The sequence below is a fragment of the Streptomyces sp. NPDC088147 genome, from assembly GCF_044741565.1.
GTDB lineage: Bacteria > Actinomycetota > Actinomycetes > Streptomycetales > Streptomycetaceae > Streptomyces.
In genome coordinates, this window is record NZ_JBIUSY010000007.1 from 534,933 (window position 1) to 559,735 (window position 24,803).

Sequence of the window (24,803 nt, forward strand, 5' to 3'; positions counted from 1 at the left end):
ATGTCCAACTCCCTGCCTCTTTCGGCCGCCCAGGCAGGCGTGTGGTTCGCCCAGCAACTCGACGTGGACAGCCCGGCGTACACCGCCGGTGACTGCGTCGACATCCAGGGGCCGCTCGACGCGGCGCTGTTCGTGCGGGCCGTGGACCACGTCGTGGCCTCGGCGCAGGCGGCCAGGACCCGGGTGGTGGCGACCGGTGAGGGGCCGCGCCAGTTCGTCGGGCCGCCGGGCGGGGAGCCGGTGACGCGGGTGATCGATCTGCGCGGCGAGGACGATCCGGAGGCCGCCGCGCGGGCCCTGCTGCGCGCGGAGGTGGCCCGTCCCTTCGATCTCGCCTCGGACGAGCCGCTGTTGCGCTCCACCCTGCTGCGGACGGCGGACGACCGGCACCTGTGGTGCCACCTCTACCACCACATCGTCCTCGACGGGTTCGCCGTCTGGCTGATGGCCCGCCGGGTCGCCGAGACCTATACCGCGCTGCTCTCCGGCGGGCCGCGGACCACCCTGCCGGAGCTGGCCGTCGAACCGCTGCTGGCCGAGGACGCGGCTTACCACGCGTCGGACTCCCGGACGGCCGCCCGGGAGTTCTGGGCCGGTTACTTCGCCGGCGGCTTCACCCCGACCGTGCTCGCCCGCCGCCCCACGGACGTCGTCCGCGCCTTCCACCGCGGCGGCGCCACGCTGCGCGCCGAGCGCGCCCGCCTGCTGCACGACTCGGCCGAACGGCTGGGCGCCTCCTGGGCGCAGGTGGTCGCCGCGGCCGCCGGGGCGTACGTCCAGCGGCTGACGGGCAGTGACGAGGTGCTGCTCACGCTCCCCGTGCACGGCCGCACCAGCGACACCGCCCGGCGCACCCCGGGAATGCTCACCAACATGGTCCCGCTGCGGCTGCGGGTCGCGCCCGGCGCCTCCGTCGGCGCCGTGGTCACGGCCACCGCCCGCGAGATGCGCACGGTACTGCGCCACCATCGCTACCGCTCCGAGGAACTCCGCCGGGACCTCGGCCTGGGAAGCACGGACCGCCGCTTCTTCGGCCCGGTCGTGAACATCCAGGAACTCGACGGCCATCTCGGGCTGGGCCCGTGCGCCGCCGAGACCAGGAACCTGTCGAACGGCCCCGTCGAGGACCTCGCGATCAACGTGTTCAGCCGCGCCGGAGTCATCGAGATCAAGGTGGACGGCAACGCCGACGCGTACTCCGAGGACGAGATCACCGAACACGCGCGTCGCTTCGCCCACTTCCTGGAGACCTTCGCGGCGCTCGACGCCGACCGGCCGGTGGGCAGCATCGGGCTGCTGACCCCGGCCGAGGAGGAACGGACCGTCCTGGCCGGGCACGCCGGAGCCCCCGGGGCCGCCCCCGTACCGCTGTCCGAGCAGCTCGGGCGGCGGGCGGCCGTCACGCCCGACGCGGTGGCCGTAGCCGCCGGGGACGAGCGGCTGACCTATGCGCAGCTGGAGGAGCGGGCGGGCCGACTGGCCCAGGTGTTGCGTGCCCGGGGCGCCCGGCCCGGCCGGACCGTCGCCCTGGCCCTGCCGCGCGACACCGACCTTCCGGTGGCGCTGCTGGCCGTCCTGCGGACCGGGGCGGCCTACCTGCCCGTCGACCCCACCTTCCCGGCCGGCCGGACCGCGGACGTACTGAGCGACGCCGAACCCGTCCTGCTGGTCACCGTCTCCCGCGTGGCGGGCGCGATCCCCGGCGGCGGGGCGCGGCTGCTGCTCGACGACCCGGCGCTCGTCGCCGAACTGGCCACGGCCCCGGCCGCCGAGCCGGACGCGGCCCCCTTCGACCCGGCGCTGCCCGCCTACGTGCTGTACACCTCGGGCTCCACCGGGAAGCCCAAGGGCGTCACCGTTTCCCGGGCCAACCTGGACAGCCTGTTGGCGGCGATGGCCGCGCAGGTGCCGCTGGGGCCCACGGACCGGCTGCTCGCCGTGACCACCGTCGCCTTCGACATCAGCGGCCTGGAACTCTTCCTGCCGCTGCTCGCCGGGGCCACCGTGGTGCTGGCCCCCGAGGACCACGTGCGCAGGCCCGCGGAGCTGGCGCGGTCCCTGCGGGAGTCCGGCATCACCGCGATGCAGGCCACGCCGACCCTGTGGCAGGAGATCCTGGCCGAGGACCCCCGCTGCCTGGCCGGGCTGACCGTCCTGGTCGGCGGCGAGGCGCTGCCCGGCCCCCTGGCCGGACGTCTCACCGCGGCGGCCCGCCGGGTGGTCAATGTCTACGGGCCCACCGAGACGACGATCTGGTCCACCGCCCACGAGGTGCGGGCGGGCGAGGAGCGGGCCCCGGCGATCGGGCGACCGCTGGCGAACACCCGCGTCCAGGTCCTGGACAGCGCGCTGCGTCCGGTGCCGGACGGGACCGCGGGCGAGCTGTACATCAGCGGCGGCGGAGTGGCCTCCGGCTACCACGGAGCCCCCGCCACCACCGCGACGCGGTTCGTGGCCGACGCCTTCGGCGCGCTCTTCGGGGAACCGGGCGGCCGGATGTACCGCACCGGGGACCTGGTGCGCCGGCGCGCCGACGGCGACCTGGAGTTCCTGGGGCGCACCGATGAGCAGGTCAAGGTGCGCGGCTTCCGGGTGGAGCTGGGCGAGCTGGAGGCGGCCCTGACCCGCCTCCCCTCGGTGGCCGCCGCGGTCGCCGCCGTACGGCGCGGTCCGGCCGGCGACGACCGGCTGGTGGCCTACGCCGTACCCGCCGGGGAGGACGGCATCGACCCGGTGGCGGTGCGCCGCGCACTGGCGGCCACGCTCCCCGACCACATGGTGCCCACGACACTGGTGGCGCTGGCGGAACTGCCGCTGACGGCGAACGGCAAGGTGGACCGGCGGGCGCTGCCCGAGCCGGAGCCGGAGGCCGTGGTGCGCGGCCGGGGTCCGCGCACCCCTCAGGAGGAGATCCTCTGCGAGCTGTACGCCGAGCTGATCGGGCTGCCCTCGGTCGGTATCGACGACGGCTTCTTCGACCTGGGCGGCCACTCGCTGCTGGCGAACCAGCTGATCGTGCGGGCCCGCGAAACGCTCGGCATCGAGCTGTCGTTCCGCACCCTGGTGGATCACCCCACGGTCGCCGGGATCACCCAGCGCACCGGGGTCGACACCTCCGAGTCGGCGTTCGACGTGCTCATCCCGCTGCGCTCGCGCGGCGAGGGCGACCCGCTGTTCTGCCTGCATCCGATCGGCGGGCCGAGCTGGATCTACTCCGGCCTGATGAAGCACGTGGACGCCACCCACCCGATCTACGGCCTCCAGCCCCGCAATCTGGCCCGGCCCGAGGAGATGCCGCCGACGATCGACGCGATGGCCGCCGACTATCTGGAGCAGATCAGGGCCGTGCAGCCCAAGGGCCCCTACCACTTCCTCGGCTGGTCCTTCGGCGGTGTGGTCGCCCAGGCCATGGCCGTCCTGCTGGAGGAGCAGGGCGAGGAGGTCGCGCTGCTGGCGGTGATGGGCGACTACCCGATCGACACGGCCGACCACCCGATCCCGACCGACCAGGAGTTCTTCGCGGCGGCGGTGGAGTCGACCGGCTACGACATGTCGACCCTCCAGGGCAAGACGCTGGAGGCGAAGTTCGTGGCCACCGTGCTGCGCGAGCGCAACAGCCCCTTCGCCCTGTTCGGCGAGTACAACCTGCTGGCCCTCATCGACATCTACAAGAACAACCTCAAGCTGCTCATCGAGCACCGGCCCCGCTCCTTCCACGGCCGGACCCTCTTCTTCCGCCCGACGCTGGGCGCGGACGGAAAGCCGCTGGAGCGCACGGCCGAGGAGCTGTGGTTCGCCCACCTCCAGGGGCCCGTCGACGTCCACGAGATCGCCAGCAGGCACGAGCACATGAGCCAGCCCGAACCGCTCGGGGCGGTCGGGGCCGTCGTCGCCGGGGCACTGCGCGCGCTCGACGGCACCGGCACGGAGGACCACGCGTCCGAGGGGAGCACGCGGTGACCGGCGGCAACGCACCGGCGGAGCAGGAGCGGCTGCCGCTCTCCTTCGCCCAGCAGCGCCTGTGGTTCCTGTCCCGGCTGGACGGGCCGGGCGCGACGTACAACGTCCCCTACGCCGTACGGCTGCGCGGAGCGCTGGACGCGGCGGCGCTCGGCGCGGCCCTCGCCGACCTGGTGGCCCGGCACGAGAGCCTGCGCACGCTGTTCCCGGACACCCACGGGCTGCCGTACCAGCACATCCTGGCGGCGGACGCCGTCCATGTGGAGCTGCGCCGGGCCCGTACCACCGAAGAGCGGCTGCCCGGTGCGCTGACCGCCGCCGCCCGCCATCCGTTCGACCTGGCCACCGACGTTCCCCTGCGCGCCACGCTGTTCACGCTCGGGGAGGCGGACCACGTTCTCCTGGTGCTGCTGCACCACATCGCCAGCGACGGCTGGTCGCTGGCGCCGCTGGCGCGCGATCTGAGCACCGCCTACGCGGCGCGGGCCGCGGGCCGGGCGCCGGACTGGGACGAGCTGCCGGTGCAGTACGCCGACTACGCGCTGTGGCAGCGCGAGCTGCTGGCCGACCCCGACCCGCAGGCCCCCGCCACGCTCCAGCTGGACTTCTGGCGCCGCGCCCTGGACGGGCTGCCGGAGCAGCTGGACCTGCCGACCGACCGGCCGCGCCCGGCCGCCCAGAGCCACCGCGGCGAGCTGGCGTCCTTCCGCATCGGCGCCGGTCTGCACCGGAGGCTGGCCGAGACCGCCCGCACGCACCGGGTGACCCCCTTCATGGTGCTGCACGCGGGCCTCGCGGCCCTGCTGTCCCGGCTCGGCGGCGGCACCGACGTCTCCGTGGGCACCGCGGTGGGCGGCCGCACCGAGGAGGGGCTGGAGGACCTGATCGGGTTCTTCGTCAACACCCTGGTGCTGCGCACCGATGTGTCCGGCGACCCGACCTTCGCCGAACTGCTGGGCCGGGTGCGGGAGGCGGATCTCGCCGCCTTCGAGCACCAGGACATCCCCTTCGAGCGGCTGATCGACATGGCCGGTCCCGAACGCTCGCTGTCCCGGCTGCCCTACGTCCAGGTGATGCTGGCGCTCCAGAACGTGCCCGAAAAGGCCCTGGACCTGCCCGGCCTGACCGCCACGGAGGTGCCGGTCGACGCGGGGAGCGCCAAGTTCGACCTGTCGCTCGCACTGTACGAGCGGTTCGACGAGGACCGGCGCCCGGCCGGGCTCGACGGGCACGTGGAGTTCAGCACCGACGTGTTCGACGCGGCGACCGTGCGGACGTTCACCGACCGCTGGATACGGCTCCTGGACGCGGCGACCACCGCCGTGCACCGGCCCGTGGCCGAGCTGGAGATCCTGGCGCCCGAGGAGCGGGACCGGCTGCTGTCCGACTGGGGGACGGGCGGCGCCCCCGTCCGGGACGCGGACGCCACGGTGGCGGACCGGTTCCTGGAGCAGGCGGCCCGCACCCCGGACGCCATCGCGGTGACCGAGGGCGACGCGGACCTGACGTACCGGCAACTGGCCGACCGGGCCCGGCGGCTGGCGCTGCTGCTGGTGGAGCGCGGGGTGGCGGCCGAGACGCCGGTCGCCCTGCTGATGGAGCGGTCCACCGATCTGGTGGTCGCCACGCTGGCCGTCGCGCTGTCCGGCGGCACCTGCGTACCGCTCCAGGAGACCGCCCCGGCGGAGCGGCTGCGCGGGATCGTCGCGGAGAGCGGGGCCGCGCTGGTGCTGACCGACCGCGCGTGCCGGGCGGCGGCCGGGGAACTGGACGTCCCCCGGGCCGGGGTGGAGGAGCAGCCGGCGCTGCCGGGCGCCGCCGTCCCGGCCGCGGACCCGGATCAGCTCATCTACGTCATGTACACCTCCGGCTCCACCGGTACGCCCAAGGGCGTCGCCGTCACCCACCGCAACGTGCTGGAGCTGACCGCGGACCATGCCTGGCAGGGCGGGGCCCAGCAGCACGTGCTGCTGCGCTCGCCGCACGCCTTCGACGCGTTCACCTACGAGCTGTGGGTGCCGCTGCTCCAGGGCGGCCGGGTCGTCGTCGCGCCGGCGGGCGAGCTGGACGCGCAGGTGCTGCGGAACATCCTGGTCGAGCAGCACATCACCTCGGTGTTCCTGACCACCGCCCTGTTCAACGTGCTCGCCGAGGAGTACCCGGACGCGCTGCGCGGGGTCCGGGAGGTGTGGACGGGCGGGGAGTTCGCGTCGGCCGCGGCCATCGGGCGGGTGCTGGACACCTGCCCGGGGGCAGAGGTCGTGCACGTCTACGGCCCCACCGAGACCACCACCTTCGCCACCGCCCAGCCGCTGCGCGCCCTCGGCGCGCGGCGCGCGGAGGCGGTGCCGATCGGCCGCCCCCTCGACGGCACCCGGGCCTACGTCCTGGACGAGCGGCTGAGGCCGGTGCCGCCCGGGGTGACCGGCGAGCTGTACCTCGCGGGGGCCGGTCTGGCCCGGGGGTACCTGCACCGGCCCGGCCTGTCCGCCGAGCGGTTCGTCCCCGACCCGCGCGGGGTGCCGGGCTCCCGGATGTACCGGACCGGCGACCTGGTCCACTGGAACGGCGAGGGATCCCTCGTCTTCCTCGGCCGGGCGGACGGCCAGCTCAAGCTGCGCGGCTTCCGGGTCGAACTGGGCGAGATCGAGGCCGCGTTGATCCGCGACCCGGCGGTGGCCCGTGCCACGGTCGTCCTGCGCGAGGACCGGCCCGGCGTGCGGACGCTCACCGGTTACGCGGTGCCGGCCGCGGGGTCCGTCCTGGACCCGGTGGCGCTGCGCGGCCGACTGGTGGAGACGCTGCCCGAGTACATGGTGCCCGCGACCGTGCTGGTCCTGCCGGAGCTTCCGCTCAACGCCAACGGGAAGATCGACCGGCGGGCGCTGCCGGTGCCCGACGAGCTGTCGCCCGCCGCGGGCCGGGCGCCGCGCACCCCGGCCGAGGAGCTGCTCTGCTCGTTGTTCGCGGAGGTGCTGGGGCTGGAACAGGTCGGCGCCGACATCGGTTTCTTCGACCTGGGCGGCGACAGCATCATGTCGATCCAGCTGGTCAGCCGGGCCCAGCGGGCCGGTCTGGTGATCAGCCCGCGCGATGTGTTCCGGCACCGCACGGTGGAGGGTCTGGCCGCCGTCGCGAGGACGGGCACCGCCACCGAGGCGCGGGCCGACGACGTGCCGACCGGCCAGGTGCCGCTGACGCCGATCGTGGCGTGGCTGCACGAGCAGGGCGGCCCGGTGGACGGGTTCCACCAGTCGATGCTGCTGACGACCCCGGCCGGTGCGGACACCGGACGGCTCACCGCCGTACTGGACGCGCTGTTCGCCCAGCACCCGATGCTGTGCTCCCGGCTCACGGCCGCGGAGGACGGCTGGCGCTGGCATGTGACGGACGAGCCCGCCGTGCCCGCCGGGCGGCTGCTGGAGTACGTCGACGTGCGCGGACGCACACCGCGGGAGCTGGACGTGCTGGTGGCCGAGCGGACCGCGGCGGCCCCGAACCGGCTGGACCCCTGGTCCGGGCGGCTTGTGGAGGCGGTCTGGTTCGACAGCGGGCCACTGCTGCCAGGACGGCTGCTGCTGGTCGTGCACCACCTGGTGGTCGACGGGGTGTCGTGGCGCATCCTGCTCACCGACCTGGCGCACGCCTGGCAGGACGCGACGGCGGGCCGGCCCGTCCGCCTCCAGCCGTCCACCACCTCCTTCCGGCGCTGGGCCCGGCTGCTGGCCGACGAGGCGCGCGGCCCCGGCAGGGCCGCGGAACTGCCTCACTGGAAAGCCGTGCTCGCCGAGGCGGGCCCGCCGCTGGCCGGGCGCCGCCCGGACCCGGCACGGGACACGCACGGCACGCTGCGCTCGCTGACCCTGACCCTCGGCGAGGACGTGGTCGCCCCCCTCCTCACCACGGTGCCCGCGGCCTTCCACGCCGGCGTCAACGACGTCCTGCTCACCGCGTTCGGCCTGGCCGTCGCGGAGTGGCGGCGGCGGCACGGCCGCGGCGGGGGCAGCGCCACCACGCTCGAACTGGAGGGGCACGGGCGCGAGCAGGACGCCGTCGAAGGCGCCGACCTGTCCCGCACCGTCGGCTGGTTCACCAGCGTCTTCCCCGTGCGCCTCGACCCGGGCCCGGTGACCTGGAGCGAGGTGACCGCCGCGGGCCAGGCGCTCGGCACGGCCCTGAAGGCGGTCAAGGAGCAGCTGCGCCAGGTGCCCGACCACGGCATCGGCTACGGCCTGCTGCGGTACATCGACGAGACGGCGTCCGCGGCACTGCGCGGCTTCGAGCGGCCCGACATCGGCTTCAACTACCTGGGGCGCTTCGGCGCGGGCGACGGGGCCGACTGGTCGCTCGCGGCCGGAGGGGACTCCTTCTCCGGCGGGGCGGACGACGCGATGCCCGTCGCCCACTCGCTGGAAGTGAACTGCCTGACCCGCGACGAACCCGGCGGGCCCCGGCTGCTCGCCTCCTGCTCCTGGCCCGGGGAGCTGTTCACCGAGGACGCGGCACGCGACCTCGTCGGCCTGTGGTTCACCGCACTCGGCGCCCTCGTGCGCCACACCGAAAAGGCCGACGCGGGCGGCCGTACGCCGTCCGACCTGGAGCTGGTGACGCTCAGCCAGGACGAGATCGACCGCCTCGAGGCCGCTTGGAGGACCCCATGACGCAATCGCAGCGACCGGCGATCTCGGACATCCTGCCGCTGACCCCGCTCCAGGAGGGTCTGCTGTTCCACGGCATGTACGACGAGGACGCCGCCGACGCGTACCACGTGCAGCTGCGGTTCGATCTGGACGGGCCGCTGGACGCCGCCGCCCTGCGCCGGGCGCTGCACGCGGTGGTGGCCCGCCACCCCAACCTGGGCGCGGGCTTCTGGCAGCGCGAGGTGAGCCGCCCCGTGCAGGTGATCCCGGCCTCCGTCGAGGTGCCCTGGCGGGAGGCCGACCTCTCGGCACTCGCCCCCGGGGAGCAGGAGCGTGCGGTGGCGGAGCTGGCCGAGGAGGACCACGGCCGCCGCTTCGACCCGGCCGTCCCGCCGCTGATGCGGGTGACGCTGGCCCGGCTCGGCCCGGACCGCCACCTCTTCGTCCTGACGCACCACCACGCCCTGCTGGACGGCTGGTCGCTGTCGGTGCTGCTGCGCGAACTGATGGAGCTGTACCCCTCGGACGGGGCGGCCCTGCCGCCCGCCGTGCCCTACCGCACCTATCTGGCCTGGCTCGCGGGGCGGGACCGGAGCGCGGCCCTGGACGCCTGGCGGGCCGCGCTGGAGGGGGTGGACGAGCCGACCCGGGTCACGACGGGTACCCAGGGGCCCGTGCGGGAGCTGCCCCGCAGCCTGGAGTTCTGCCTCTCCCAGGAGGCGACCAGCGCGCTCACCGACCAGGCCCGCCGCCACGGCCTGACCCTCAACTCCCTGGTCCAGGGCGTCTGGGGCGGGCTGCTGAGCAGACTCACCGGCCGCGGCGATGTGGTGTTCGGCGCGACCGTCTCCGGGCGCCCGCCGGAGCTGACCGGTATCGAGTCGATGGTCGGGCTGTTCATCAACACCGTGCCGGTCAGGCTGCGCGTCGGCCCCGCCGAGAGCCTGGTGGAGCTGTCCGCCCGGCTCCAGGCCGAGCAGTCCGCGCTGATGGAGCACCAGCACGTCAGCCTCGCCGAGGTGCAGAGCGCGGTGGGCGTCGGCGACCTCTTCGACTCGCTGCTGGTCTTCGAGAACTACCCGCTGGACCGGGCGAGCCTGCCCGCCGCCGGAGGACTGCGCATCGCGGGGGCGCAGAGCCGCGACTCCACGCACTACGCGCTCACCCTGGCCGCGATCCCCGGCGCCGAGCTGGGCTTCCGGCTGGTGTACCGGACAGACCTGGTCGAGCCCGGCCGGGCGGCGGACCTGATGGAGTGGCTGCGACGGCTGCTGGAGGAGGCGGGCCGTGACCCGCGCCGCCCGTTCTCCCGGCTCGACCTGCTGGCGCCCGGCGAGTCCGCGCGGCTCGCGGAGCGGTTCACCGCCCCCGCCCGCCCGGACCACCCGCCGGCCGGGACCGTGCAGGACGCCTTCGCCCGGCAGGTGACGGCCCGCCCCGACGCCGTCGCCGTCAGCCTGGGCGGGCTGCACCTCAGCTATGGCGAGCTGGACCGCCGCGCCGACCGGCTGGCCCGCCGGCTGACCGCACTGGGCGTGGGTCCGGAGACCGCGGTGGCGGTCCTCCAGGAGCGCTCGGTGGAGCTGGTGGTGTCGACCCTGGCGATCCTGAAGGCCGGGGGCGCCTACGTACCCCTGCACACCGGGTACCCCGTGGAGCGGATGGAGCTGGTCTGCAAGGAGAGCGGCGCGGCGGTGCTGCTGACGGACCGGGTGCTGCGCGACCGCTTCGCCCTCGCGCACGACGCGGCGGAGATCGTCGTGGACGAGCCGTGGGAGGACCTGCCGGCGCCGCCGGGCACCGCTCCCGCCGCCGCCCCGGGGCACGGCGGCCGGCTGGCGTACGTCATGCACACCTCGGGCTCGACCGGTGAGCCGAAGCCGATCGGGATCACGCACGAGGACGTGCTGGCCCTGGCGCTGGACGACTGCTGGCGCTCGGGCCCCGGGGAGAGCGTGCTGCTGCACTCCCCGTACGCCTTCGACATCTCCACCTACGAGCTGTGGATGCCGCTGCTGACCGGCGGCCGGATCGTCATCGCACCCCCCGGCGAGCTGGACGTCCACGCCTACCGCGGGCTGCTCGCCGAGGAGGGCGTCACCTGCTTCATGGTGACCGCCGGCCTGTTCGGGCTGCTGGCCGACGAGGCGCCCGAGGCGTTCGCCGGGCTGAGCGAGGTGTGGACCGGCGGCGACCTGGTCTCCTCGTCGGCCCTGGAGCGGGTCCGGCTGCGCTGCCCGGACACCGCGCTGCGCCACCTCTACGGCCCCACCGAGACCACCCTCGGCGCCACGCGGTACGCCATCGACGCGGCCGTCCCCGTCCCCTCCCCGCTGCCCATCGGCCACCCGCTGGACGGCGGCCGGGCCCACGTCCTCGGCGCCGGGCTGCTGCCCGTCCCGGCCGGGGTGACCGGGGAGCTGTACCTCGCCGGGGCGGGCCTGGCCCGCGGCTATCCGGGCCGCCGGGCGCAGACCGCCGAGCGGTTCACCGCCGACCCGTTCGGCCCGCCCGGCTCCCGGATGTACCGCACCGGGGACCTCGCCCGCCGCCGCCCCGACGGCACCCTGGAGTTCGTCGGCCGCGCCGACCAGCAGGTCAAGATCCGCGGCTTCCGCATCGAGCCGGGCGAGATCGAGCATGCCCTGTCCCGGCTGCCCGGAGTGGCCCGCTCCTGCGTCGTCGTCCGCGAGCCGCGCGCCCGCGACAAGCAGCTCGTCGGATACGCCGTGCCGGCCCCCGGCGCCGTACTCGACCCGGCCGCGCTGCGCACCGCCCTGGCCGCGACACTCCCCGACTACATGGTTCCGGCCGCCGTCCTGGTGCTGGACCGGCTGCCGCTGACGGCCAACGGCAAGGTCGACCGGCAGGCGCTGCCCGCCCCCGCGGCGGCCGCCCCAGCCGCCCGCGCCCCGCGCACCGGGGCGGAGGAGCGGTTCTGCGCGGCCTTCGCCGAGGTGCTCGGCCTGCCCTCGGCCGGCCCGGACGACGACTTCTTCGCGCTGGGCGGGCACTCGCTGCTGGCCACCCGTCTGGTCAGCCGGGTGCGCACCACCCACGGCATCGAGCTGACCATCGCCGCGCTGTTCGAACACCGCACCCCCGCCGCGCTCGCCGCCCTGGAGGACACGGAGCCCGGCACCACCGGCCGCCCCGCCCTGACCCCCGTGGAGCGCCCGGCGACCGTACCGCTCTCCTTCGCCCAGAACCGGCTGTGGTTCCTGCACCAGCTGGAGGGGCCGAGCCCGACGTACAACATCGTGCGCAGCGTCCAGCTGACCGGCGCCCTCGACCAGGCGGCGCTGCGGGCCGCGCTGGCCGACGTGGTGGCCCGGCACGAGTCGCTGCGGACCGTCTTCCCTCAGCGAGCGGGCGTGCCCGAGCAGCGCATACTCGACCCGGACGCGGCCGCGCCGCCGCTGGACGTGGTGGCGCTGGCGCCCGGCGAGCTGGAGCAGGCCGTCGCGCGGGCCGCCCGCCACACGTTCGACCTGGCCGCGGACACCCCGCTGCGCGCCACGCTGTTCCGGCTCGGCGCGCGGGAGCACGTGCTGATGCTGCTGCTGCACCACATCGCCGGGGACGGCTGGTCGATGGGCCCGCTCAACCGGGACCTCGCCGCGGCCTACACCGCGCGCGTCGAGGGCCGGGCGCCCGCCTGGGCCCCGCTGCCCGTCCAGTACGCCGACTACACACTGTGGCAGCGCACGCTGCTGGGCTCCGAGGACGACCCGCGGAGCACCGCGGCACGGGAGATCGACTTCTGGCGGACCGCGCTCGCCGGGATGCCGGAGCAGATCGCGCTGCCCGCCGACCGCACCCGCCCGGCAGAGGTCTCCTTCGCGGGCGACGAGGCGCCCGTCAGCATTCCGCCGGACCTGCACGGCAGCCTCGCGGCGCTGGCCCAGGAGCAGCGGGCCAGTCTCTTCATGGTGCTCCAGGCCGGGCTGGCCGCCCTGCTGACCCGGCTCGGCTCGGGCACCGACCTGCCGATCGGCAGCCCCATCGCGGGCCGCACCGACGAAGCCCTCGACGATCTCGTCGGCTTCTTCGTCAACACGCTGGTGCTGCGCACCGACACCTCCGGCGACCCGTCGTTCGCCCAGCTCCTGGCCCGGGTCCGGGAAGCGGATCTGGCGGCCTACGCCCACCAGGACATCCCGTTCGAGCGGCTCGTGGAGGTCGTCAACCCGGAGCGTTCGCTGTCGCGGCAGCCGCTGTTCCAGGTGCTGCTGGCGCTCCAGAACGTCCCCCTGGAGGAGCTGCGGCTGCCGGGGATCGACGTGGCGCTGGACGCGCCCGGCGCCAAGGTGGCCAAGTTCGACCTCGCGCTCAGCCTGATGGAGCACCGCGACGCCGAGGGGCGGCCCGCCGGGATCGACGGCGTCGTGGAGTACAGCACCGACCTGTTCGACCGGGCGACGGTCGACACTCTCGTCGAGCGGCTGGTGCGGCTGCTGGCGGCGGTGGCCGCCGACCCCGGCCTTCCGATCGGCTCCGTGGATGTCCTGTCCGCCGCCGAGCGGGCCGAGCTGCTGACCGGCGACCGGGCCGCGGGCCCGGTGGCGGCCCGGCCCCGCACGGCCGCCGAGCTGTTCGAGGAGCAGGCGGCCCGCACCCCGGAGGCGGTGGCCCTGGTCCACGAGGACCGGACGCTGACCTACCGTCAGCTGGACACCGCCGCGAACCGGCTGGCCCACTGGCTGGCCGGACGCGGTGTCGGACCGGAGTCGCTGGTGGCGCTGCGGATGCCGCGCTCCGTCGAACTGGTCGTCGGCATCATCGCGGCGTGGAAGGCCGGCGCGGCCTATCTGCCCGTCGACCCCGCCTACCCGCGGGACCGCATCGCCTACATGATCGAGGACGCCCGCCCGGCCGTGGTGCTGGCGGAGCTGCCGGCGGACCTCGGCACCTACCCGGACACGGCGCCCGCCGTGGCGGCCGTGCCGGACCGGACGGCGTACGCCATCTACACCTCCGGCTCCACCGGCCGCCCCAAGGGTGTGCTGGTCACCCACCGGGGCGTGCACAGCCTGCTCGCCACCCAGCGGGAGCGGCTGGGGGCGGGGCCCGGCAGCCGGGTCCTCCAGTTCGCCTCCCCCAGCTTCGACGCCGCGTTCTGGGAGGTGTGCATGGGGCTGCTGTCCGGCGCCACCCTGGTCCTCGCCCCCGCCGAACGGCTGCTGCCGGGGCCCCCGTTGGCGGCGCTGCTCACGGAGCGGGCCATCACCCACGTGACCCTGCCGCCCTCGGCGCTGGCCGTGCTGGAGCCGGGTTCGCTGCCCGAGGGCTGCACCCTCGTCGTGGCCGGTGAGGCGTGCCCGCCGGATCTGGTCGCCACCTGGTCCGCGCGGCACCGCATGGTGAACGCCTACGGCCCCACCGAGGCGACGGTGTGCGCCACCGCCACCGGCCCGCTCGCCGGAGCCGTCACACCGCCGATGGGCACCCCCGTCGCCGGGGCGGGCGTCCGCGTCCTCGACCACCGGCTCTCCCCCGTCCCGCCGGGTGTGCCGGGCGAGCTGTACCTGACCGGGGCCGGACTGGCGCGCGGCTACCTGGGCCGCCCGGGGCAGACCGCCGACCGGTTCGTGGCCGACCCCTACGGCCCGCCCGGCACACGGATGTACCGCACCGGGGATCTCGCCGCCTGGCGGCGGGACGGCGGCCTGGAGTTCCTGGGGCGCGTCGACCACCAGATGAAGGTGAACGGCTTCCGCGTCGAGCCCGGCGAGATCGAGGCCGCGCTGACGGCGCTGCCGGAGGTCGACCGGGCTGTCGTGGTGCCGCGCACCGGGCGGGTGGTGGCCTATGTGGTGCGCACGGAGGCGGCGACCGGGGCCGACAGCGCGCGCCGCCAGCTCGACGACTGGCGCTCGGCCTTCGAGACCCAGTACACCGGGGCCGCCGAAAGCGGCGAGGGCGGCTTCGCCGGGTGGAACAGCAGCTACGACGCCGCGCCCATCCCGCTGGACGACATGCGCGAGTGGCAGCGGGCGACCGCCGACCGCATCCGCGCGCTGCGCCCCCGGCACGTGCTGGAGATCGGCGTCGGCAGCGGGCTGATCCTGTCCGAGGTCGCGCCGGGCTGCGCGAGCTACTGGGGCACCGACCTGTCCCCCACGGCCGTCGCGACGCTGCGCGAGCGGCTGGCCGCCGATCCCGCGACGGCCGGGAAGGTGACCCTGCGGGCCCAGGCCGCCGACGTGACCGAGGGGCTGCCCGCCGGCCTGTTCGACACCATCGTGATCAACTCGGTCGCCCAGTACTTCCCCGACGCGGACTATCTGCGCAACGTGCTCACCGGGGCCGCCTCGCTGCTCGCTCCGGGCGGGCGGCTGTTCCTGGGCGACGTCCGCAACCTGCGGACCATGCGCACGCTGCGCACCGCCGTGTCGCTGACCCGGCTCACCGACGCCGAGGACACGGCACAGGTACGCCAGTTCACCGACCAGAGCGTGCTGGCGGAGAAGGAACTCCTCGTCGACCCCGACTTCTTCGCCGGGCTCTGCGGCGGCGGGCGGCCGTTCGGGCACGCCGACATCCGGATCAAGCGGGCCGTCCGGCACAACGAGCTGAGCCGCCACCGCTACGACGTCGTCCTGCACACCGCTCCCCCGCCGGAACCGGCACCGGAGCAGCGGCTCGCCTGGGGTGCCGACCTCGACGGCACCCGGGCGCTCGCCCGCCACCTGGACGCCGAGCGCCCGGCCCGGCTGCGCGTCACCGGCATCCCCAACGGCCGCCTGCGCGGCGAGAACGCGGCCCGCGGACTGCTGGAGGCGGACGGCAGCCCGGCCGAGGCCCGAGCCCTGCTGCACGCGCCCGCCGACACCGAGAGCGCCCCCGACCCCGAACAGCTGTGGGAGCTGGGCGCGCGGCACGGCTACGCCACCGCGCTCACCTGGTCGGGCACCGGCACCGACGGCAGCCTGGACCTGGTCCTGGACACCGCGGACCCGCCGCACGGTCTCTACGAGCCGGGAGGCGCCACCGGTCCGCTCGCCAACTCCCCCGCCCGGAACCGCGACACCGGATCGCTGACCGAACTCCTGCGCACCCGGCTGCGGACGCGGCTGCCGGCCCACCTGGTGCCCACGGCGTTCGTCGTACTGGACGCGCTCCCCCTCACCGCCAACGGCAAGATCGACCGGGCGGCGCTGCCGGAGCCCGACCTCGCCGCGCTGCTGACCCACCGCGCCCCGCGCACCCCGCGCGAGGAGATCCTGTGCGAGCTGTTCGCGGAGGTCCTCGGGCTGCCCTCGGTCGGCATCGACGACGGCTTCTTCCACCTCGGCGGGCACTCCCTGCTCGCGGTGCGGCTGCTCAGCCGGGTGCGTTCGGCCCTGGACGTCGAGCTCCAGGTGCGCGACCTGTTCGAGGCGCCGACCGTGGCGGCCCTGGCGCGGCTGGTGGACCGGTCGCGCGGTGGCAGGGCCCCGCTCGTCCCGATGCCCCGGCCCGCGACGCTGCCGCTCTCCTTCGCCCAGCAGCGGCTGTGGTTCCTGGCGGAGCTGACCGGCTCCAGCGCGGAGTACAACTTCCCGCTGGCGCTGCGGCTGCGCGGCGACGTCCGGCCCGAGGCGCTGCGCGCGGCGGTCGGCGACCTGATGGAACGCCACGAGACGCTGCGCACGGTCTTCCCCCGGCAGGCCGACGGGACGCCCGCGCAGCGGATCCTCCAGGACGTGCGCCCGTCCTTCGAGACCGTACGGATCCCGGAGGCGGAGCTGTCCGGACGGCTGGCGGATCTGGTCCGCCACCCGTTCGACCTGGCCACCGAGGCACCCCTGCGCTCGGTCCTCCACACGGTGGCCGAGGACGAACACGTTCTGGTGCTGTTGCTGCACCACATCGCCGGGGACGGCTGGTCCCTGGCCCCGCTGGCCCGGGACCTGGCGCACGCCTATGCCGCGCGGCGGGACGGGCGCGCCCCCTCGTGGCAGCCGCTGCCGGTCCAGTACACCGACTACGCCCTGTGGCAGCGGGACTTCCTGGGCGACGCAGAACAGCCGGACACCCCGGCAGGTGAGCAGCTCGCCTTCTGGCGGCGCACCCTCGCGGACCTGCCCGAGGAGATCCCGCTCCCGGTGGACCGGGCCCGTCCGGCGGTGGCGGGCGGCAGCGGCGCCCGGGTGCCCCTGCGCATCGACGCCGAGCTGCACCGTGGTCTGTCCGCACTGGCCCGGCGGCACGGGGCGACGCTGTTCATGGTGGCGCACGCCGCACTGGCGGCCACCCTGACCCGGCTGGGCGCGGGCACCGACGTACCGCTGGGCACCCCGGTGGCCGGCCGCAACGACGAGGGCCTCGACGACCTCATCGGCTTCTTCGTCAACACGCTGGTGCTGCGCACCGACACCTCAGGCGACCCGTCGTTCGCCCAGCTCCTGGCGCGGGTGCGGGAAACCGACCTGGCCGCCTACGCCCACCAGGACGTGCCCTTCGAGCGGGTGGTGGACGCGGTCAACCCGGGCCGCTCGCTCGCCCGGCAGCCGCTGTTCCAGGTGATGCTGGCGCTCCAGAACACCCCCGGGGCCGCGCTGGAGCTGCCCGGCCTGGAGATCGACGCCGAGCCGGTGCCGGTAGAGGTGGCCCGGTTCGACCTGACCGTCCATCTGCACGAGACCCGCGACCGCGACGGCGAGGCCGCGGGCATCGAGGGCAGCCTCGAATACAGCACGGAGCTGTTCGACGCGGCCACCGCCCACCGGGCCGCCGCCACCCTGGTCCGTCTGCTGGCGGCCGCCGTGGCCACCCCGGACCGGCCCATCGGCGTTCTGGACGTGCTGGACGACGCCGACCGGGCGCTCGTCCTGGACCGGTGGGGCGGCGCGGGCCGCCCGGCCGCCGCGCCCGGGTCCGCCACCCTGGCGTCCCGGTTCGCCGCCCAGGCGGCGCGCACCCCGGACGCCGAGGCCGTGTCCCTGGGCGAGGACCGGCTCACCTACCGCGAGCTGGACGCCCGCTCCAGCCGGCTCGCTCGGGCGCTGATCGCCCACGGTGCCGGGCCCGAGCGGATCGTCGCCCTCGCCCTGCCCCCGTCGACCGCCCTGGTCGTCGCGGTCCTCGCGGTACTCAAGTCCGGCAGCGCCTACCTCCCGCTGTCCCCGGCGAGCCCCGCGGAACGGCTGGCCTCCTCGATCGAGGACAGTGCCCCCGTGCTGGTCCTGACCGACGCGGCGACCCGGCCCGTCCTGCCCCCGGCACCGGACGTACGGCTCGTCGAGGAGCTGGCGCACCCGGCCGCGCCCTGGCCGGACACCCCGGTCACGGACGCCGACCGGAGCACGCCGCTGCTCCCCGGCCACGCGGCGTACGTGATCTACACGTCGGGTTCCACCGGCCGCCCCAAGGGCGTGGTGGTCACCCATGCCAACGCCGTCCGGCTGTTCACCGCCGCCCGCCGTGAGATGGACTTCGGGCCCTCGGACGTGTGGACCCTCTTCCACTCCTACGCCTTCGACTTCTCCGTCTGGGAGCTGTGGGGCGCCCTGCTGCACGGCGGACGCCTGGTGGTCGTCCCCACGGAGGTCACCCGCTCGCCCGAGGACTTCCTGCGGCTGCTGGCCGACGAGCGGGTGACGGTGGTCAGCCAGACCCCCTCGGCCTTCCATCTGCTCGCGGGGGCCGACCGCGACGACCCCGCCACCGGCCGCCGCCTCGCGCTGCGCCACATCGTCTTCGGTGGCGAGGCGCTGGATCCCCGCGGCCTGGCGGAGTGGTACGCCCGGCACCCCGACGACGCGCCGGTCCTGGTCAACATGTACGGGATCACCGAGACCACCGTGCACGTCACCGCCCTGCGGATGGGCCGCGAGGACGCCCCGGCCGTCGTCGGCAGCCCGGTCGGACACCCGCTGGGCGACCTCGGGCTGTACGTCCTGGACGACCGGCTGCGGCCCGCCGCGCCCGGTGTGACCGGGGAGATCTACGTCTCCGGCGCGGGCCTCGCCCGCGGCTACCTCCGGCGGGCGGCGCTCACCGCCGAGCGCTTCACCGCCGACCCGTACGGCTCCCCGGGGACGCGCATGTACCGCTCCGGCGACCTGGGGCGCTGGCGCGGCGACGGCACGCTGGAGCACCTGGGCCGCGCCGACCAGCAGGTCAAGATCCGGGGCTTCCGGATCGAGCTGGGGGAGATCGAGGCCGCCCTCGGCCGCCTCCCCGAGCTGGCCCGCGCGGCGGTGGTGGTCCGCGAGCAGCGGCTCGTGGCGTACGTGGTGCCGCGCCCCGGTGCCGAGGCCGCCCCCGCCGAGGTGCGGGCCCGGCTCGCGGAGCGGCTGCCCGACTACATGGTGCCCGCCGCCGTCGTGGTCCTGGAGAGCCTGCCTCTGAACGCGAACGGCAAGCTCGACCAGCGCGCCCTGCCCGACCCGGCCCCCGAGGCCGCCGAAGCGGCGACGGCACCCCGCACCCCCGCCGAACAGACCCTGGCCGAGGTGTTCGCGGATGTCCTCGGCGTACGGAACGCCGGGGCCGAGGCGAACTTCTTCGAACTGGGCGGGGACAGCATCAGCTCCATCCAGCTGGTGGGCGCGGCCCGCCGCGCCGGACTCCCCCTTCAGGTGCGCGATGTCTTCGCGTACCCGACGATCGCCGGGCTGGCCAGGGTCGCGGAGGCCGGCGCCGCCGCGCCCGGCGCCGCCGGCCTGCCCGCCTTCCCGGCCTCGGGCCCGCTCACGGCGACGCCCATCGTGCACTGGCTGGCCGAACGCGGCGGCCCGGTGGACCGGTTCAGCCAGTACGCCGTCGTGCACACCCCGCCCGGCCTGGACCTGGCGCGGCTCACCACGATGCTGGGCTCCCTGCTGGACCAGCACGACGCCCTGCGGACCGGGCTGCGTGTCACGGACGGCACCTGGCACCTGGACATCGCGGAGCCCGGCAGCGTGGCCGCGGACGGCCTCGTCCGGCGCGTGGCGGTCCCCGGGGGCCCCGGCGCGGACCCGGCGGCCCTGATCCGCGAGCACGTCGAGGAGGCGTGCGGACGGCTGGCGCCCCGCCGGCGCGTGATGCTCCAGGCGGTGTGGTTCGACTCAGGACCGGACCGGACGGGCAGGCTCGCCCTGGTCCTCCACCACCTGGTCGTCGACGCCGTGTCATGGCGCATCCTGCTGCCCGACCTGAACGCGGCCTGGGAGGACCTGGAAGCGGGCCGGACCCCGCGCCCGCTGCCCACCGGCACACCGGTACGCCACTGGGCGCACCTGCTCAAGCGGCGCGCCGAGGACCCCGCGCTCCTGGCCGAACTCCCCTATTGGCGGACGCAGGTGTCCGGCGGCGACCCGCTGCTGACCCGGCGCGCCCTCGACCCCGGCCGCGACACCTCCGCCACCACCCGCCATTGGACGGCCCGGCTGCCCGCCCGGATCACCGAGCCGCTGCTGGCCACCGTGCCCGACGCCTTCCGCGCCCGCGTCAACGACGTGCTGCTGGCCGGCCTGGCCGTGGCGCTGACCGAGTGGCGCACCCGGCTGACCGGCGAGCGGTCCGGCACCGTCCTCGTGGATCTGGAGGGCCACGGCCGCGAGGAGGGCGACACGGGCGCCGACCTGTCACGGACGGTGGGCTGGTTCACCAGCATCTACCCCGTCCGGCTCGACGTCGGTGATCTCGACCCGGCCGACATCGCCACCGGCGGATTCACCCTCGGCCGGGCCCTGAGCCGGGTCAAGGAGCAACTGCGGGCCGTCCCGGACAGCGGCGTCGGCTACGGCGTCCTGCGCTATCTGGCCCCCGGTCCGGGCACGGAACTGGCACGGTTCCCCGCCCCTCAAGTGGGGTTCAACTACCTCGGCCGGTTCGCCGCCGCGTCCGGCGGCCCCGCCGGTCCCGCCGCCCCCTGGCAGCTCACCGGGGACGCCGACGCGCTCGGCGGCGGCGCCGACCCGGAGCAGCCGGCCGCCCACGCCCTGGAGATCACCGCCCTGGTGCACGACGGCGTACAGGGGCCCGTCCTGGACATCGGGCTGGCCTGGCCCGGCGAACTGCTGACCGAGGCGGACGCCCGGGACCTGGCGGACGGCTGGTTCCGCGCCCTGGAAGGGCTGCTGACCCACGCGCACCGGAACGGAACCGTCTCCGCCACCCCCTCCGATCTGACCCTGGAATCGCTGAGCCAGGACGACATCGACATGTTCGAGGACGAATTCGACCTCTTCGAGGACGGACTCGACGACGAGGAGCCCAGCCGATGAGCAAGTCCAGGGTCGAGGACATCCTGCCCCTGTCCCCCCTCCAGGAGGGACTGCTCTTCCACGCCCTCTACGCGGGCGGCAGCGGCGGCGCCGACGCCACGACCGACGTCTACAACGTCCAGCTCACCCTGGACCTGGACGGCCCCGCAGACCCCGTCGCACTGCACGCGGCGGTCGCCGCCCTGCTGCGCCGCCACCCCCAGCTGCGCGGGGCGTTCCGGCTCAGCAGGTCCGGGCGGCCGGTGCTCGTCGTGCCCCGCACGGCCACCGTCCCCTGGACCGAGACCGACCTGGGCGCGGCGCCCCCGCAGGAGCGGGAGAAGCGGCTGCGCGCCCTCGCCGACGAGGACCGCGTACGCCGCTTCGACCCGGCCCACGCCCCGCTGCTGCGCTGCCGCTTCGTCCGGCTGGACGAGGGGCGCGCCCGCTTCGTCCTGACGTACCACCACATGCTGGTCGACGGCTGGTCGGTGTCGCTGCTGGTGCGCGAACTGCTCGCGTTGTACGCGGCGGGCGGCGAGGACACCGGCCTGCCCGCGCCCGCCCCGTACCGCGGCTACCTCCAGTGGCTCGCCGCGGCCGACCGGGACGCCGCGCGCACGGCGTGGCGTGAGGCGCTGGACGGCGTGGACTCCGCCACTCTGCTGGCCCCGGCGAACCCCCCGGCGCAGCGCGCGCTGCCCGGGACGGTGAGCACCGAGCTGTCCGAGGAGGAGACCACCGCCCTGGTCGCCCTGTGCCGCTCGCGCGGTCTGACCTTCAACACCCTGGTGCAGGCGGCGTGGGGAGTGCTGCTGGGGCATCTCACCGGGCAGGACGACGTGGTGTTCGGCGCCATCGTCTCCGGCAGGCCCCCGGAGGTGCCCGGCGTGGACGGCATGATCGGGCTGTTCATCAACGCCGTGCCCGTACGGGTGCGGCTGCGGCCCGCCGAGCCGGTCGCCGCCCTGCTGAACCGGCTCCAGTCCGAACAGGCGGCCCTCACGGGCCACCAGCACCTGCCGCTGAGCGAGGTCGTCGGCACGACCGGGCTGCGCACCCTCTTCGACACCCTCATGGTGTTCGAGAGCTACCCGATGGACGCCTCGGCGCTGCGCGCGGAGAGCGACCGGGCCGCGGTCCACGCCATCGACGTCAAGGACGCGACCCACTACCCGCTGACCCTGGTGGTGCTGCCCGGCCGCCGCCTGGTGCTCAACCTCGGCCACCGTACCGACCTGTTCACCACCGACACCGCACGCTCCGTGCTGGACCGGCTGGCCGGGCTGCTCACCGCGCTCCCGGCCGGGGCCGACGCCCCGCTGGCGGCGGCCGACCCCGGCGGCGCGGACCAGCGCGCCCGGGAACTGTCCGGCGGCACTGGCACCGTCCGCGACCTGCCCGCCGGGACACTGCCGGAGATCCTGGAGCGCCAGGCGGCCCGCACCCCGGACGCGATCGCCGTCCGCTTCGAGGACGGCACGCTGGACTACGCCGCCCTGCACGAGCGCGCCGACCGGCTCGCCCGGGTGCTGGCGGCCGGCGGCGCCGGGCCCGAGAAGATCGTCGCCCTGGCGCTCCCCCGCTCCCCGGAACTCGTCGTCGCGCTGCTCGCCGTCCTCAAGACCGGTGCCGCCTACCTGCCACTGGACCCGGGCCACCCGGCCGAGCGCCTCGGCCTGCTCCTCGACGAGGCCCGGCCCGTCGCCGTCGTCACCCCGCCCGGCGACGGGGGCGACACCCTGCCCCCGGGCCTCCCCCGCATCCCGGTGGACGCGAACGGCCCGGCCGACGGCCCCGCCCCCTGGCGCACGGCGGGGCTGCTCCCCGACCACCCGGCCTACCTCCTCTACACCTCCGGGTCGACCGGCCGCCCCAAGGGCGTCCTCGTCCCGCACCGGGGGATCGTCAACCGGCTCCGCTGGATGCAGCACGCCTACGGCCTCACCGCCGACGACCGGGTCCTCCAGAAGACCCCGGCAGGCTTCGACGTCTCGGTGTGGGAGTTCCTGTGGCCGCTGGCGGAGGGCGCGCAGCTGGTGCTGGCGGCACCGGACGGGCACCGCGACCCCCACTACCTGGCCGCCCTGATCGAGCGCCTCGGGGTGACCACCGCCCACTTCGTCCCGTCCATGCTCGGCGCCTTCCTCGATGCCCTGGGCCCCGCCGGCCCGGACGGCGAGCCACCCGTCCGGGCCGCGGCCTGCACCGCCGTCCTGCGCCGGATCATCGCCAGCGGCGAGGAACTGCCCCGCGACCTCGTCAACCGCACCGGCCGGCTGCTCGGCGTCCCTCTGCACAACTTGTACGGGCCCACCGAGGCATCCGTCGACGTCACCGCCTGGCCCTGCCCGCCCGGCATCGGCACCGGGGCCGTACCGATCGGGCGGCCGGTGTGGAACACCCGGGCGCTCGTCCTGGACTCGGCACTGCGGCCCGCCGCCCCCGGCGCGGTCGGTGAGCTGTACCTCGGCGGGGTGCAGCTGGCCCGCGGCTATCTGCGCCGGCCCGGCCAGACCGCCGAACGGTTCGTGGCCGACCCCTACGGCAGGCCCGGCGACCGGCTGTACCGCACGGGCGATCTGGCCCGCCGCCGCCCGGACGGCACCCTGGAGTTCGCCGGCCGCGCCGACGACCAGGTGAAGCTGCGCGGGCAGCGCATCGAGCCGGGCGAGACCGCGGCCGTGCTGGCGGCCCACCCCTCCGTGGCCCAGGCCGTCGTCGTCGTCCGCGACGACCCGCCCGCCGGGCCCCGGCTCGTGGGCTACGCGGTCACCGCGGACGGCGGCCCGCCCGACGAGGCGGCCCTCGCGGCGCACTGCGCCGCGCACCTGCCGGAACCACTGCGCCCGTCCGCCATCGTCCCTCTCCCCTCTCTGCCGTTGACCCCCAACGGGAAGCTGGACCGTGCCGCCCTGCCCGCCCCCGGGCGGCCCGCCGCCGGACCGGGCCGTGCCGCCCGTTCGCCCCATGAGGAGGTGCTGTGCGGCCTGTTCGCGGAGGTGCTGGGAGTGGAACGGGCAGGCATCGACGACGACTTCTTCGAACTCGGCGGGCACTCCCTGCTCGCCACCCGCCTGACCGGCCGCATCCGGGAGGTACTGGGCACGGACACCACCGTCCAGGCGCTGTTCCGGGCCCCCACCCCGGCCCGCCTGGCCGAACAGCTGGGCGCCGCCTACGCCGACGACGACGGGCTCGGCCCGCTGCTGCCGCTGCGCGCCGGGGGCAAACGCCCGCCGCTGTTCTGCGTCCACCCTGCCGCCGGACTCAGCTGGCCCTACGCCGGACTCCTCACCCACCTCGGCCGGGAGTACCCGGTCCACGGCCTCCAGGCGCGCGGACTCACCTCCGCCGAACCGCTGCCCGGTACCGCCCGGGAGATGGCCGAGGAGTACGTGGACCGCATCCGGTCGGTGCAGCCGCACGGCCCCTATCACCTGCTCGGCTGGTCGTTCGGCGGACTGATCGCCCACACCATGGCGGGTCTGCTGGAGGAGCGGGACGAAGAGGTCGGCCTGCTCGCCGTCATGGACGCCTACCCCCGCTTCGAGGGTGCCGAGGCCCACACCCCGGGGTTGGAGGACGTCCTCACCGGGCTCCTCGCCCACGCCGGACTACGGCCCGAGGACCTCGGGGAGGGGCCGCCCGACCTGGACCGGACCCTGGCCGCCCTGCGCGCCGCCGAATCCGCCCTCGGCCAGTTCGACCGCGACCGGCTGACGGCGATCGTCCGGGTCTTCCGGAACAACACCCGTATCCAGCGCGCCCTCGCACCACGCCCCTTCGGCGGCGACCTGCTGTTCTTCACCGCCACCGAGGGCCGAGGCCCCGGCTGGCCCACCGTCCACGACTGGCGGGAGCACATCGGGGGCCGCATCACCGGCATCGACGTCGCCTGCGACCACGGCTCGATGTCCCGGCCCGAACCGCTGGGCGTCATCGGCCGGGCCCTCGCGGACCGGCTGCGCGAGACCACCGCCCGGCGCGCCGCCCGCCACAGCTGACCATCACCCGCACCCCC

Annotated in this window: 4 protein-coding genes; all 4 read left to right on the plus strand. The window is 75.5% G+C overall.

The features are described from left to right. Genes ACIOGX_RS26010 through ACIOGX_RS26025 form a run of 4 tightly spaced genes read left to right on the plus strand, consistent with a single transcriptional unit; the run spans nt 1 to nt 24,786 of the window. On the plus strand, nt 1-3,960 hold the full coding sequence (locus tag ACIOGX_RS26010; RefSeq protein WP_401916597.1) for an amino acid adenylation domain-containing protein: 3,960 nt from the start codon (nt 1-3) through the stop codon (nt 3,958-3,960). Continuing rightward, nucleotides 3,957-8,621, plus strand: a complete 4,665-nt coding sequence (locus tag ACIOGX_RS26015) for an amino acid adenylation domain-containing protein (protein WP_401916600.1) — start codon at nt 3,957-3,959, stop codon at nt 8,619-8,621. Before ACIOGX_RS26010 ends, ACIOGX_RS26015 begins: the two co-directional genes overlap by 4 nt. Further along, on the plus strand, nt 8,618-20,800 hold the full coding sequence (locus tag ACIOGX_RS26020; protein ID WP_401916603.1) for an amino acid adenylation domain-containing protein: 12,183 nt from the start codon (nt 8,618-8,620) through the stop codon (nt 20,798-20,800). The genes ACIOGX_RS26015 and ACIOGX_RS26020 overlap by 4 nt, the downstream gene beginning before the upstream one ends. Beyond that, nucleotides 20,797-24,786 carry an amino acid adenylation domain-containing protein gene (locus ACIOGX_RS26025; protein WP_401916606.1) on the plus strand — a complete coding sequence of 1,330 codons (3,990 nt, stop codon included), beginning with the start codon at nt 20,797-20,799 and terminating at the stop codon, nt 24,784-24,786. The genes ACIOGX_RS26020 and ACIOGX_RS26025 overlap by 4 nt, the downstream gene beginning before the upstream one ends. The last annotated feature ends 17 nt before the right edge of the window (nt 24,787-24,803 follow it).

Bases quoted from the DNA above. Each gene is read 5' to 3' on its own strand.
- ACIOGX_RS26010 (WP_401916597.1), top strand. From the start codon at position 1: ATGTCCAACTCCCTGCCTCTTTCGGCCGCCCAGGCAGGCGTGTGGTTC.
- ACIOGX_RS26020 (WP_401916603.1), top strand. From the start codon at position 8,618: ATGACGCAATCGCAGCGACCGGCGATCTCGGACATCCTGCCGCTGACC.
- ACIOGX_RS26025 (WP_401916606.1), top strand. From the start codon at position 20,797: ATGAGCAAGTCCAGGGTCGAGGACATCCTGCCCCTGTCCCCCCTCCAG.